This is a genomic window from Nocardia terrae, from assembly GCF_009760405.1.
Taxonomy (GTDB): domain Bacteria; phylum Actinomycetota; class Actinomycetes; order Mycobacteriales; family Mycobacteriaceae; genus Nocardia; species Nocardia terrae.
This window is the reverse complement of record NZ_WRPP01000017.1, coordinates 41,004-54,335: the sequence shown is the minus strand read 5'-3', so window position 1 is coordinate 54,335 and position 13,332 is coordinate 41,004. Positions and strand designations below refer to the sequence as shown.

Genomic DNA, 13,332 nt, shown 5'->3' with positions numbered 1-13,332 from the left:
TTTGCGCGATCCGGCTCGGCGTCAGGGTTTGCGGTCGTGTTGCTTTGCTGTTCAGAGGTTTCCGCGCGCCTCTTGTTCACGCTCTATTGCCTGGAACAGCGCCTTGAAATTGCCCTTGCCGAAACCGAGGGAGCCGTGGCGTTCGATGAGTTCGAAGAAGACGGTCGGTCGGTCGGTGATGGGTTTGCAGAAGATCTGGAGGAGATAGCCGTCCTCGTCGCGGTCGACCAGGATGCCGCGGCGCTGGAGTTCGGCGACCGGGACGCGGACGTGGCCGATGCGCTCGCGCAGTTCGGGGTCCTCGTAATAGCTGTCGGGGGTGTCGAGGAATTCGATGCCCTCACGGCGCAGCACGTCGACGGCGGTGAGGATGTCGTTGGTGGCCAGCGCGATGTGCTGGACGCCGGGGCCCTGATAGAACTCGAGGTATTCGTCGATCTGGGAGCGCTTGCGGCTGGGGGCGGGTTCGTTGAGCGGGAACTTGACGCGGTGGTTGCCGTTGGCCACGACCTTGCTCATGAGGGCCGAGTATTCGGTGGCGATGTCGTCGCCGACGAATTCGGCCATGTTCTCGAATCCCATGACGCGCCGGTAGAACTCGACCCATTCGTCCATGCGCCCGAGTTCCACATTGCCGACCACGTGGTCGATCGCCTGGAAGATGCGCTTGGGTTGCCCGGCGCGCGGGGCGTAGGCGGAGGTGCGCGGCTGATAGCCCGGCAGGTACGGGCCGTAGTAGCGGGAGCGGTCGACGAGGGTGTGGCGGGTCTCGCCGTAGGTGGCGATGGCGGCGGTGCGGACGGTGCCGTATTCGTCGGTCTCGTCGCGGGGTTCTTCCAGTACGACCGCGCCCTGGGCGCGGGCGCGCGCGATGCAGCGGTCCACGTCGGGGACCTCGAGCGCGATGTCCACCACCCCGTCGCCGTGCCGATCGTGGTGTGCGACAAGCGGACTGGCCGGATCCACCGCACCCTTGACGACGAATCGAGCGCCTCCGCTGCGCAGCACGAACGCCTTGTGGTCACGATTGCCGGTCTCGGGGCCCGCGTAGGCCTCCAACCGCATGCCGAAGGCGGACTGCAGATAGTGGGCGGTCTGGGTGGCGTTGCCGACCGCCCACACCACCGCGTCCCAGCCCAGCACGGGGAACGGGTCGGCGGCGGCATCGTGGTCCACCAGGCCGACGAGGCGGCGTAATTCGTCGTCGCCGGGCAGGTCGCCGGTGCGGGCGGGTTGGTGACCGTCGGTGCGCTGGTGTCCTGCGTCGATGCTCATGTGCCCAGAAAAACCCAGGGGTTCCGACTAGGCAATATCGCCGAATTCCACTGGACACTCTGGTGAATTGCACCACCATCTGCCCGCCGGTGCTGGACAATTTGAATAGCAGCGCACGCACGAGCGGGGTTCCGCTCGACTCATGAGCGGAGGCTCCCCGATGTCCCGCACGCCCGCCCGGCTGGATGAGCTGGACCTGGCCATCCTGACCGCCATGCACGAATACCAGAAGGCGGGCATCCTCGAACTCTCGCGCCGCACCCGGGTCGCCCGCGCCACCGTGCAGTCCCGCATCGCGCGCATGGAGGAGGCGGGGGTGATCTCCTCCTACGATCCGCAGATCGATGTCACCGCAGCGGGTTTCGACGTGCAGGCGTTCGTGACGCTGGAGATCGCCCAGGGTGCGCTGGACGCGGTGGCCGCCGACCTCGACGCGATTCCGGGCGTGCTGGAGGCGTATGCGACCACCGGTTCGGGCGATGTGCTGTGCCGCATCGGGGCGGACTCGCATGCCGGGTTGCAGTCGGTCCTGCTCAGCATCGACAAGACCAGTTCGGTGGTGCGCTCGCACAGTGTCGTGGTGCTGTCCACCGTGGTCCCGCATCGCACGCTGCCGCTGCTGCGCACGCTGACTCCGTCAGGATCGAGCAAGGCCCCGGCGTACCGGGCCGCGCATTCCTGATCAGCGGCGGTCCATGCGGGTGAGCAGCCCGCACACGTGGGCTTCGGCGGCCGCGCGGGCGTCGCCGGGGTGCCCGGATTCGAGGGCCTCGAGGATGCGCCGGTGTTCGCGCAGCGCGGTGGTGCGGTTGCGCGGGTGGGTCCACAGGTCGCCGCGGTAGAGGTGGGCCTGGGCTTCCAGGCGGGCGAGTTCGGCTGCGAGGGTGGCGTTTCCGGCGCGGTCGCGAATGAAGGTGTGGAATTCCAGGTCGAGTTCGGTGTCGCGGGCCGGGTCGGTGTTGTCGCGCAGGTGTTCTTCCTGGGTGGCCAGGATGGCGGTGAGTTTGCCGAGATCGGATTCGGTGAGGCGGGTGGCAGCGCCCCCGGCGGCGAGGCCGTCGAGGACCGCGCGCACGGCGAGCACCTCGCGGATGCGCTCGTCGTCGACGACGGCCACCCGCGCACCCGCGTGCGCGACGGTGACGGCCAGGCCCTCGTAGATGAGCTGCTGCACGGCCTCGCGCACGGGGCTGCGGCTCACGCCCAGGCGCGCGGAGAGGGCGAGCACGCTCAGCGGCGTGCCCGGCTCGAGTTCCCCGGACAGGACGAGCTGCCGCAGCTGGCGGTGCACGGTCGGGCCGAGCAGCTCGCCGTCCGGTTCGGTCATCGAGATTCCCTTCGTGTCGCTTCGAAACTTACCGCTGCGGGCGGTAGTTGGCCTGCACGCGCTGGGTGAGGAAGTCCGCGGCGGTGACCGGCGGATAGACCCCGCGCGGGCCCCGAATGATCGCGTCGCGGTCGGCCTGGGCGAAGTAGGCGATGCTGTAGCGGTCGCCCTGGTACTCGTCGGGGCCGGGACCGCGCACGCGATGGAAGTTGGACGGCAGCTCGTCGTCGCTCCACCGGGTGAGCATGTCGCCGATATTGCAGGTGATCAGGGACGACGACGGGGTGATGGAGGTCCACCGCTGGTCTTCCATCTCCTTGCCGGGACAGACCTGCAGCCCGCCCTGGCCGTCGCGCTGGAACAGCAGGGTGAGGCAGTCGAAATCGGTGTGCGCGCCCGCCCGCCAGCGGCCGGGGACGTCGCGCAGTTCCGCCGGGACGGCGAAATAGTGCAAAAGCCGCAGGGTGGACTGGTATTCGGGCGACGCCGGGTCGTGTGCGGCGGTGAAGTGGTCGCGGGGGAAGCCGAGGCGGTCGGCGAAGCAGGACAGCACCCGCATGGCCACGGTCCAGCAGCGGTGTTCGAAATCGAGGATGGCGGCGGCGAATCCGGGTAGTTCGGCGTCGGTGGGCCACAGTCCCGCCATGTGCGGTCGGGTGACCTGGTAGGACTCCTTCTGGTCGGGGACGCCGATGGAGGGACGCACTTGGCTCAGGCTCTCCCAGCCCGCGTTGTTCGCCTTGACCAGCGGGTACTGCCCCTTCACCGGTTCGGGCAGCGCGAAGAAGCCTGCGGTGCGAGCGAAGACGTCGTCGATCAGTTCCTGCGGGATGCCGTGGCCGGAGAGCTGGAAGAAGCCGATCTCGGTGGCGGCGGTCCAGAGTTGGTCGGTGATCTCGGTGCGGCGCTCGTCGAAGCCGGTGAGATCGATGACGCGGATGTCGCGGCTGTCGGTCTCCGAGCCGAGGCCGCCCATGCGCTGTTCGCGGGCCACTTCGGACAGGTCGTAATCGGTGCTCATGCGGTTACCTTCGGGTCGATGAATTCGGTGGTGACCAGGTCGCGGGCGGCGAGCCCGGCGGGTACGGCCGCGCCGCCGCGGCGCAGGATGGGGCTGAAGGCGTCGATGACGCGCTGCACGCGGGCGGTGTCGAAACTGCCGATGACACCGTCGCTTTCGGGTCCGACGAGGCCGTTGTCGATGAGCACGCGGGAGCCGAAGGCGGCGAGTTCGGCGCTGTAGGGCGTAAATTTGGGGCTCTTGGCGACGACGTCCACCACGACGTCGTTCACATGCTGGGGGTCGGCCTTGAATTGCGCGGTGGCCCTTTGGATCATCGGCACCAGCCGTTGCAGGCAGGGCCGCAGCTCGTCGAGCTTGTCGGCCCGCACGGTGACCGTGCGGGCGTAGCCCTCGTAGCCGACGTCGCGCAGCAGCTGGTAGGCGACCGGCTTGTTCCAGGCACGCACCTCGTGTTCGTAGACGTAGGGCTCGGAGTTGGCGAAGCCCTGTTGCGCGAACGACGGATCGGCGACGAAGCGGGACGGCGAATTGTCGTAGGAGGCGTCGATCTGCTTGGCGTTCAACAACCCCCGGTCCACCAGCCAGTCGGGATACAGCTGCCCCTGCGAGACCACCACGGGCGCACCGGATTTCCCGATGTCGGCGATGCCCTTCCAGTCCGGATGCGTCTTGGGATCCCACATGAGCATCTGCGGGCTGTAGCGGAGCAGCGTGGTGACGGCGACCACCGGCTGTTTGCCCGCCGCGGCGATGGCCTGCTCGGAGTGGGTGAGGCCCAGGGTGATCGAGGAGTCCACGTACATCTGCGAGGGCACCGTCTGGAAACCGATGGCCGGTCCGCCCGCGCGAATCTCCAGTTTCACGCCGGTGTCCTTGCCGTCGACCACGAGCGGCCCGGTGACCTTGCTGTTGTCGGCGTCGACGCGGTAGCCGGGGCCGAGCAGGCCGAAGATCGGGCCGGAGTCGGTCTCGGGTTCCCATTGCAGCTGGACCGTGACGGTGGCGGGGCAGACCCCGGCGAGCTGTTGTTCGGGCGGGGCGGCGGGCAGGGCCACGGCCGGTGTGTCGGCGGGCTTGTCGGAACAGGCCGCCGCGGCGGCGACGGTCAGGGCGGCGAGGGCTGCGACGCCGATCCGCCGGAAGGTTTTGGACATGGCTTCTCCACGAATAGTGCCGGGGGCGTGTGTTTTCAGCGGCCGGAGGCGTGCCAGCGGCCGACGGTGAGCCGCTGCGCCGCGGTGAACAGTGCGAAGACGGTGACGCCGAACAGGGCGGCGAGCACCAGTGCGGCCAGCAGATCCTCCGATTGCAGGCGGGCGCGATAGGTGTCGAGCAGGGTGCCGATGCCGGGCTGCCCCTTGGCGAAGAACATGTCGCCGATGACCGCGCCGGTCACCGCGAGTCCGGCGGCGGTGCGCAGGCTGGCCATGATGGACGGCAGCGCGGCGGGCAGTTCCAGGGAAACCAAGCGGCGCAGTCGATTCGACCGGCCGAGCGCGAACAGCTCGCGGAGATTGGCGTCCACCGACTGGATCCCGAACAACGTCATGGCGATGATCGGATGCACCGCGATGAGCACGCACACGATGGTCCGCGCCGTCGGCCCGTACCCGAACCACAGCCCGATCAGCGGCACCACGGCCAGCACCGGAATCGCTTGCAGCACAACCGCATATGGGTATACCACCCGCTCGACCACCTTGGCCTGGCTCATGATCACCCCGACCGCGACGCCGATCACCGCGGCCAGCGCCAGCCCGGTGACGGCGATCCGCGCGGTGACCGCCAGCGCCCGCAGCATCACTTCCAGTTTCGCCGGGTCGGCCAGCGATTCGGTGAGGACCCGATGCGGCGGCGGCAGCAGGAACCGCCGCTGCGGCGAGAGCAACACCAGCGACACCAGATACCAGGCCCCGAGGGCGAGCCCGGCGGAGACCAGCGGCACCAGCGCCTTGCGCAACACGCGTACCGCGAGCGCCCCGACAGCCGAGCGCGACTTCTCCGCGACCGCTTCGGCGGCGAGTGCGTTACCGGCGGTCGCTTTCGGTGACGGGTTCGATGCGGGCTCGGAGGGCGGCCGCGTGATCCGAGCCACGCCGTCCGGCCCGGGACCCGGCGCGAGTTCGGGTGCGGGGCGGCGGTCGGCGCCGCTCGCGGCAGTTCGGGCGGGAGGGGCTGCGGTGGGGTGAGCGGCCATCAGGAGGCTTCTTTCAGGGATGCGGACACCTGGGCCGCGAGCGCGGTGAAGGCCGGCTCGTAGCGCAGGTCGCGGGTGCGGGGATACGGGAGGTCGATGTCGATGACCTCGTGGATGCGCCCGGGGCGGGCGGACATGACCACCACGCGGGAGGCGAGGAAGACGGCCTCGGAGACCGAGTGGGTGATGAACAAGGCGGTGAAGGCGTTGTCTCGGTAGAGGCGCAGCAACTCCTCCTGCATGCCCAGCCGGGTGATCTCGTCGAGCGCGCCGAAGGGTTCGTCGAGCAGCATGAGTTCGGGTTCCAGCGCCAGGGCGCGGGCCAGCGAGACCCGCATGCGCATGCCGCCGGAGAGCTGGCCGGGCAGCTTGCCCGCGAAGTCGGCCAGGCCGACCGCGGTCAGGGCGCGCGTCGCGCGCGTCCGCCGTTCGGTGCGGCCGATCGCCCGCAGCTCGGCGCACAGTTCCACATTGCGCAGCACCTTGCGCCAGGGCAGCAGGGTGGCGTCCTGGAAGATGAATCCGACCGAATCGGTCTGCACCGCAACGCTTCCCGACGTGGCGCTGTCCAATCCGGCGGCCAGCCGCAGCAGGGTGGACTTGCCGCAGCCGGAAGGCCCCACCACGGCGACGAATTCGCCGCGGCGGACCTCCAGGTCGATGCCGTCCAGTGCGACGACCTCCCCGGATCCATTGCCCCCGAATCGCTTTCCGACACCGGCGAACGAGATCTCGGTGGCGCGTCCGGGTTCGGCGGCGAGGTCGGGTCCCGGCCGCTCGGCGGGTGCGCCGGACAGGAGGGCCGTGCCGCTGTGTGCTGTGTCCCGTGGAGCCACCACACTCACCTTCTCACTTTATTGCGTGCAATGCTTGACGTCCTTTCAGTCTTGCGTTCCTTGATTACATGCAATCGAGCGTCTGTTTCGGCTCGATTAACTGTTATCGCATGCTATTCAGCAGGTTCACGAGGTCGGCCTCGTCGATCCGGGTGCTGCGGCCGTCGCGGATCACCGCTTCGCCGTCGACCCAGACGGTGTCCACCACGCGCGGGGAGCCGGTGGTCAGCAGGCTCGCGCCCGGGTCGCGGACGGGCAGGCAGGCGAAGTCGCGGTCGAAGCGCACCAGGGTGAGGTCGGCGCGATCGCCGACGGCCAGACCGGTGGGGCCGTCGGCCAGCCCGAGGGCGGGGGCCGCACCGCGGGTGGCCAGGCGCAGCATGTCGTCGAAGGGGAGCAGATCGGCGCGCTCGTGGTGGGCGCGCTGCAGGTAAGCGCCCACGCGCAGGGCCAGCAGCATGTCCTGGGTGTCGTTGCTGGCCGCGCCGTCGACGCCGAGACCCACGCGCACGCCGACGTCGAGCATGGCGGGAATCGGGGCCACACCGCTGCCGAGGCGCATATTGCTGAGCGGGTTGTAGGACACCGAAACCCCGCGTGCGGAAAGGGTTTCGCGACCCTGGGCATCGAGTTTGCAGCAGTGCACGGCGAGGGTCCGCGGGCCGAGCAGTCCGCCCGCGTCCAGGTAGTCGACGGCCGAGCGGGCTGCATGCAATCGGCACATCTCCTCGTCGGTGCCGGTCTCGAGCAGGTGGATGGAGATGGTCTTGCCGTGCTGCGCGGCGTATTCGGCCACCGCCGCCATGCCGTCCGGGGTGAGGCAGCGCGGGTTCGGCACGGCCAGCGCGGTGGTGATGCGGGAACCCGCCAGGCGCGTGTCGAGATCGGCGAGATGAGCGAAGACCTCCGGAAGCGGTTGCACCAGACGGGGATCCATCCCCCACTTGCGAGTGGGGTCCGACCGGTCGGCGAGGCCGCGCCCGAACACGACCCGGATCCCCAACTCCGACAAGGCTCGCAGTGCCGCGTCGTGCACGGCCTGCGACGGGTTCGGCCACATGTGCTCGACGACGGTGGTGACGCCGCTCCGCAACAGTTCGAGTCCACCGGCCAGCGCGGCCGCGTAGGTCTGCTCGGGGGTGGCGGCGACGGTGAATTCGCCTACGCAGTGCAACCATTCGAGCAGCGGCAGCCCCTCCCCCGCTCCGCGCAGGACGGACTGTTGCAGATGGGTGTGGGTGTTGACGAAACCCGGGATCAGATGGCCCCCGGCACCGTCGGTGTAAGGGAGCTCGAGTCCGGCTCCCGCACCGGGGGCGAGGGCGGTGATCACGCCGTCGACGACCACCACGTCCTGTCCCGGCAACCAGCGGGGACCCGCCGGGGTGGCGAGGTAGGCGGTGACGTCACCGATGACGACGGAACAGGGCTGAATGCGCACCATGCGGCATTCCTCTCGGAAATGCGGCTGGTTCGCCCACCGGGTGTTCGATGGTGCCCGTCGCCCGTTGCAGCCATGAGCGTCGTGCCGGGAAGCCTAACGACCCGGTGTTGCCCACAGGTAAATCCTCGCGCGCGATCTCACCCGGCTACGGCCGCAGGTCGGCTCCCGGCGCCAGGATCTCGACGCTGCGCGTGTGGGTGGGTTCCAGGAATTCCAGCAGGGCAACGGCTTCCGCTTCGACGGCCTCGCGTTCGGCGCGCGTCCAGGTGCCGTGCGGGCAGATCCGCAGCGATGCCGTCGTGCCCTTGGTGAAGACCTTGTAGACACCGGTCAGGTATCCGTCCACCAGCACCGGCGAGACCTGGTTGGCGAAGGCGCGCAGGGGCGGGGCATTGCCGTCGGGGACGATCCGGCTCCGATCCTGGTGGGACAGAATCGCATTGTCGTACCAGCCGAGCAGGCGGACCGGTGCGGGCAGTTCGGGATCGGCGAGTACGGCGTCGGCGGCGTCGTAGAGGGTGCGGCCGCGGTCGTCGGTGTAGGTGCGGACGCGGTCGCCGAGTTTTGCGACGGCCGCCTTCATTCCGGTCAGTTTGGACCAGGTCTGCATGTCCATGGTGGTGGCGGGGCCGAAGGCGCGCAGGTAGCGGAGCAGGAGCTCCTCGAGGGGATAGCCCGGATCGAGGGGTGCGCCGAGCCAGGGCTGCACACGGGACCAGATCGGGCGGCTGCTGTCGCCCCAGCGGCCGCGGGGCGGGGTTTGCAGGACGGGGAGCTGATAGAGCCAGGCTTGGACGATCGCGCCCGGGTCACGGTCGGGGTAGAGGGCGGCGGCGTGCTCGCGCAGTTGCGCGGCGGGCATCGGTTCGTCGCCCAGTACCGATTCCCCGTGCGCGCGAACCTCTTCCGGGTCCAGCCCGACCAGCGCGCCGTAGTTGAAGCCCTTGCGGAACGGGATCTTCTCCAGTTCCGGCTGGATGTGCGGAGCGATGCGCAGTGCGTCCGGCGGGGTAACCAGGTGAATGGTGCCGCGCATCAGGGTGATTCGCACCAGCGAGCGGTCGTCGAGGGCCTTCGAGACCGTCGCCGGGGCGAAATCGATTGCGCGGCTCCACAACGCGACGAACGGCGGCAGCATGTCCTGCGCCTGCAGGCCGACCAGGTGGTCACACAGGTCGCCGACGTCGAGCGCGGTTCGCTCCAGCAGGTGCTGACGGGCGAGCAGTGTCCGGTTGAGAATCCGGTTGGACAGCTTCACGATTCAGCACCGTAGCGCTTTCTCAGCGGATCGTGACGACGACTTTCCCTGTCGCGGTGCGCTTGTCGAGGGCGGAGACGGCCTCGGCGGTGTGTTCGAGGGTGTAGAGCACCGGTTCCGGCGGGGCGATCTTGCCGTTGGCCAGCAGCGGCTCCACCTCGGCCCACTGTTCGGCCAGGTAGCCCGGGTGGGACATGGCCCATTCACCCCAGGCCGCGCCGATCACCTCGACGTTCTTGAGCAGCAGGCGGTTCACCTTGACGGTGGGGATCTCACCCGCGGTGAAGCCGACCACCAGCAGGCGGCCGGCCGAGGCCAGGGAGCGGATGCTGTCGGTGAAGCGGTCGCCGCCGACCGGGTCGAGCACGATGTCGACGCCGCGGCCATCGGTGAGTTCCTTGACCGCGTTCAGCCAGCCGTCGGTGAGCACCACGTCGGTGGCGCCGTTGGCCCGCGCGACCTCGGCCTTCTCCTCGGTGCTGACCACCGCGATCACCCGGCCCGCGCCGAGCGCCTGGGCCATGCGCAGCGTGGAGGTGCCGATACCGCCGGCCGCGCCGTGCACCAGGACGGTCTCGCCCTCGGCGAGGCGGCCGCGATTGCGCAGGCAGAAGTGCACGGTGAGGTCGTTGAACAGCACGCCCGCACCGGCTTCCAGCGACACGTTGTCGGGCAGCTTGAACACCATGTCGACCGGGGCTACGGCTACTTCCGCGGCGGCATTGCCGAGCAGGGTCAGCGCGACCACGCGGTCACCGGCCCGCACGTGCGCGTTCTCCGGGGCCTCACGCACGATGCCCGCGACCTCGCACCCGACGACGTAGGGCAGCGGCGGCTTCATCTGGTAGAGGCCGCGGGTCATGAGGACGTCCGGGAAGGCGATGCCGGCGGCGTGCACGTCGATGACGACGCCACCCGGATAAGCGACGGGCTCGGGGAAATCGACCACCTCGATGGATTCGGGGCCTTCAAGCTTGCTCACCACGGCTGCGCGCATTTTCCCGATCAACTCCGATCAATCCACCTGCGGATGCTCCCCCGCCTCCCCGCGACTCTAGCGGGCGGCTGAGAGCCGTGACCAGTCTCGCATCCGTACCCGCGTTGGGTGCCAACGCGATCTTGGACGTACCCGGGGAGTTACCCCGGCCACCACTAAATCAGTTGTCACGCTGGGAATCGGAAAGCTCAGCGGTGGGCGTATTCGATCATGGATTCATTAGCGGCGACCTGGCCGCCACTGGTGATGACCAGGCTGTAGGCGGTGATTTTGTACTGGGTGCCGTCGGTGGGGTTGGTGACGGTGAAGCCGCCGGAGCCGTCGGGCACCGGGTCGTCGAGCTGGATGCCCGCGCCGTCGCTGATGCGCAGGCCCTTGTAGTAGTAGCGGCCCGCGGAGGTGCGGCAGACGACCAGGCGCGACTTGTCGGTGCGACCGATGGCCATGGCCGGATCGTCGCCGTTGCAGCGCGGCGATTGCGAGGTGAATCCCTGGCCGTCCGTACCGGATACGGAGCCGGAGAGCGGGGCCAGCGTCGTGGTGGGAGGCGTTGTGGTGCGGTAGGCCGAGGTGGTCGTGACCGAGCCCCCGGCGCTCGGGGTGACCGGCGCGGCGCTGTTGCCGCCGCCGTCCTTGCCGCCGGTGTGGCTGTTGGACAGCAATGCCCAGCCGAGCACGCCTCCCAGCACCAGGACCACGCCGATGAGCGCGCCGATCAGCAACGGCAGCCTGCTGCGCGGTTCGGGTGGCAACGGCAGTGGCGCGGAGGGGTGCTCGCGGGGCCGCGTCGGGTTCTCGTACCGTCCCGCCGGGTTCTCGTAGGTGGGTGCGACGGGCTGCCGCCGCACGGTCGGGTCGTAGTTGCCGGGTCCGGAGTAGTTCCCGGGTCCGGAATGGACCGGCGGTCCGGCGGGGCGCTCACCGCTCGGCTGGCCCACCGGACCGGAAAGGCGCTGCGGCCCCGAAGGATCCACCGGCCTCGACGGATTCGTCCCCCGCGGCGGCGGGTTCCCGTACGGCTGCGCGGGCCCCGAGGGATGGTCCAGGTACCGCGAACCGGAATGGCTCGGCGGCACGGCCGGGCTGGGAAGGGTCGGCGGGGCGGGCGGCACCGTGGTGCGGGCCGGTTCCCCCTGCCCGGCGCGCTGCAGCGCGGCCCGCGCCGCCCGCGCCAGCTGCCCGGCGCTGGCGAAGCGGCGCGTCGGGTCCTTGGCCATGCCGATGGCGACCACCTGGTCGAACCCGACCGGCACGCCCGCCCGGACGCTGGGCCGCGGTGGCGGCGTGAGCATGTGGGCGCGAATGGTGGCCAGATTGCCCTCGGTCAGGAAGGGCGGTCTGCCGGTGAGGGATTCGTAGAGCACGCAGGCCAGCGCGTAGATGTCGGCTCCGGCCGAGACGGTGGCGCTGTGCTCGAAGCGTTCGGGGGCCATGTAGGCGAACGAGCCGATGGCATTGCCGGTCTGGGTGAGCTGGGCGTCGGATTCGGTGTGGGCGATGCCGAAATCGACCAGGTAGGCGAACATCTCGCCGGTGAGCAGGATGTTGGCGGGCTTGACGTCGCGGTGCACGAGTCCGCTCTCGTGGGCGGCGTCGAGCGCGGCGGCGATCTGCTCCACCACGGTGACGGCGTGCTCGGGCGGCAGCGGGCCCTCGTCGTGCAGGTACGCCTTGAGGTCGCGGCCGCGGACCAGGCGCATGTCGATGAACAGGACCCCGTCCACCTCACCCCAGTCGTGCACCGGAATGACGTGTGGTTCCTGCAGTTTGGCGGCGGTGCGGGATTCGCGGCGGAAGCGCTCGACATAGCTGGGCTGCCGGGCCAGGTCGACATCCAGCAGTTTCACGGCGACCACTCGATCGCGCACGGTGTCGTAGGCCTCGTAGACCTCGCCCATGCCTCCGACGCCGAGCAGTCGCCGCAATTCGTACTGTCCGAACCGCGTACCGGCCCTCTCCCCTGCGGCCAATCGCGTCGTCCTCCCTCTGCCGGATCTTCGAAAACCAAGGCTACGGCTCGGGTGACGCACTGTCACCACTCCCTGAGGTGACCATCGTTCCCCCCTGTGGCGAGTTGACCGTAGAGTCATGTGACGGACTTCGGTCAACAGGCACCGCGACGGTGCTGATGGATAGACATGCGGCACGCGCTGTTGGGTAGGACTCGGAACGGCGTGCAGCGCGAGGAGCACCAGTGTCACTCGATGAGCCACTCGCCCCGCTTCCCGAGGAGGGCATGGGCTTCGCTTCCGCGTGGCCCGTCCGGGCCGGCGATGTGGATCCCTATCACCGGCTGCGATTCGATGCCGCGGCCCGCTACCTCCAGGACATCGCCTGGGAGGAAATGCAATCCGGGTTCTTCCACCGGACCGATCCGGCGTGGATCGTGCGGCGCACGGTGGTGGATGTGGTGCGGCCCGTCCACTGGCCGGATCGGGTGGAACTGCGGCGCTGGTGTTCGGCCATGTCGACGCGGTGGACGAATATGCGGGTGCGGATCACCAGCGAGGACGGCGGATTGATCGAGACCGAAGGGTTCTGGATCAATATCAACGAGTTCACCAATATGCCGACCCGCATCAGCGACGAGGGCCTGGCCCAGCTCGCCCGCACCACCGACGAGCACCGGCTGCGCTGGCGGCCCTGGCTGACCGATCCCACACCGCCGGAATCGGATGTGGATCTGCCGTTCCCGGTGCGCGCCACCGACATCGACCAGTACAACCACGTGAACAACGCGGCCTACTGGCAGGCGCTCGAGCAGTATCTGGTCGACTACCCGAAGCTGGTCGCCGGACCGCATCGCGCGGTCATCGAGTACATCGCGCCGGTGCTGGCACGGCAGCACATCAGTGTGCGCAGCCGGTACGAGCCCGGCGATCGCACCGGGCACCCCGCGCTGCGACTGTGGTTCGTGGTGGGCGGGGTGACCACCACCGCGGTGCGCATCGGTCCGCTGCCGAGCTGATCTTTC

Annotated in this window: 12 protein-coding genes; 2 read left to right on the top strand and 10 right to left on the bottom strand. The window is 69.2% G+C overall.

Annotation, left to right across the window (positions count from 1 at the left end):
• Nucleotides 1–51: 51 nt before the first annotated feature.
• The gene (gene hppD / locus GPX89_RS43225; RefSeq protein ID WP_157393594.1) at nucleotides 52–1,275 is read right to left on the bottom strand and encodes a 4-hydroxyphenylpyruvate dioxygenase; all 1,224 of its coding nucleotides are present in this window, start codon (nucleotides 1,273–1,275) and stop codon (nucleotides 52–54) included.
• A 160-nt stretch (nucleotides 1,276–1,435) separates the two neighbouring features.
• Here hppD and GPX89_RS43220 point away from each other — a divergent pair, with 160 nt between their 5' ends.
• Nucleotides 1,436–1,957: an Lrp/AsnC family transcriptional regulator gene (locus GPX89_RS43220; RefSeq protein WP_157393624.1), complete on the top strand. Its 522-nt coding sequence runs from the start codon at nucleotides 1,436–1,438 to the stop codon at nucleotides 1,955–1,957.
• On the opposite strand, the gene GPX89_RS43215 is transcribed toward GPX89_RS43220, so the two are convergent.
• The 9 genes from GPX89_RS43215 to GPX89_RS43175 all read right to left on the bottom strand — a co-directional run bounded on the left by GPX89_RS43215 (nucleotide 1,958) and on the right by GPX89_RS43175 (nucleotide 12,328).
• Nucleotides 1,958–2,602, bottom strand: coding sequence for a GntR family transcriptional regulator (locus GPX89_RS43215; RefSeq protein WP_157393593.1), 645 nt, complete (start codon nucleotides 2,600–2,602; stop codon nucleotides 1,958–1,960).
• A gap of 28 nt (nucleotides 2,603–2,630) precedes the next feature.
• The gene (locus tag GPX89_RS43210; RefSeq protein ID WP_157393592.1) at nucleotides 2,631–3,623 is read right to left on the bottom strand and encodes an isopenicillin N synthase family dioxygenase; all 993 of its coding nucleotides are present in this window, start codon (nucleotides 3,621–3,623) and stop codon (nucleotides 2,631–2,633) included.
• Nucleotides 3,620–4,780, bottom strand: a complete 1,161-nt coding sequence (locus GPX89_RS43205) for a periplasmic binding family protein (protein WP_157393591.1) — start codon at nucleotides 4,778–4,780, stop codon at nucleotides 3,620–3,622. Before GPX89_RS43205 ends, GPX89_RS43210 begins: the two co-directional genes overlap by 4 nt.
• Before the next feature lie 35 nt (nucleotides 4,781–4,815).
• Nucleotides 4,816–5,823, bottom strand: coding sequence for an ABC transporter permease (locus tag GPX89_RS43200; protein ID WP_157393590.1), 1,008 nt, complete (start codon nucleotides 5,821–5,823; stop codon nucleotides 4,816–4,818).
• On the bottom strand, nucleotides 5,823–6,554 hold the full coding sequence (locus GPX89_RS43195; protein ID WP_328602998.1) for an ABC transporter ATP-binding protein: 732 nt from the start codon (nucleotides 6,552–6,554) through the stop codon (nucleotides 5,823–5,825). The genes GPX89_RS43200 and GPX89_RS43195 overlap by 1 nt, the downstream gene beginning before the upstream one ends.
• Nucleotides 6,555–6,762: 208 nt before the next feature.
• Nucleotides 6,763–8,103 carry an amidohydrolase family protein gene (locus GPX89_RS43190; RefSeq protein WP_157393589.1) on the bottom strand — a complete coding sequence of 447 codons (1,341 nt, stop codon included), beginning with the start codon at nucleotides 8,101–8,103 and terminating at the stop codon, nucleotides 6,763–6,765.
• Between the two features lie 145 nt (nucleotides 8,104–8,248).
• Complete coding sequence (locus tag GPX89_RS43185) at nucleotides 8,249–9,361, bottom strand: winged helix DNA-binding domain-containing protein (RefSeq protein WP_328602992.1); 1,113 nt, start codon at nucleotides 9,359–9,361, stop codon at nucleotides 8,249–8,251.
• Nucleotides 9,362–9,383: 22 nt separating this feature from the next.
• Nucleotides 9,384–10,358, bottom strand: coding sequence for an NADPH:quinone oxidoreductase family protein (locus GPX89_RS43180; RefSeq protein WP_157393588.1), 975 nt, complete (start codon nucleotides 10,356–10,358; stop codon nucleotides 9,384–9,386).
• Nucleotides 10,359–10,546: 188 nt separating this feature from the next.
• Nucleotides 10,547–12,328: a serine/threonine-protein kinase gene (locus GPX89_RS43175; RefSeq protein ID WP_328602991.1), complete on the bottom strand. Its 1,782-nt coding sequence runs from the start codon at nucleotides 12,326–12,328 to the stop codon at nucleotides 10,547–10,549.
• A gap of 224 nt (nucleotides 12,329–12,552) precedes the next feature.
• Between GPX89_RS43175 and GPX89_RS43170 the strand changes: the two genes are divergently transcribed.
• Nucleotides 12,553–13,326, top strand: a complete 774-nt coding sequence (locus GPX89_RS43170; RefSeq protein ID WP_328602990.1) for an acyl-[acyl-carrier-protein] thioesterase — start codon at nucleotides 12,553–12,555, stop codon at nucleotides 13,324–13,326.
• Nucleotides 13,327–13,332 lie beyond the last annotated feature (6 nt).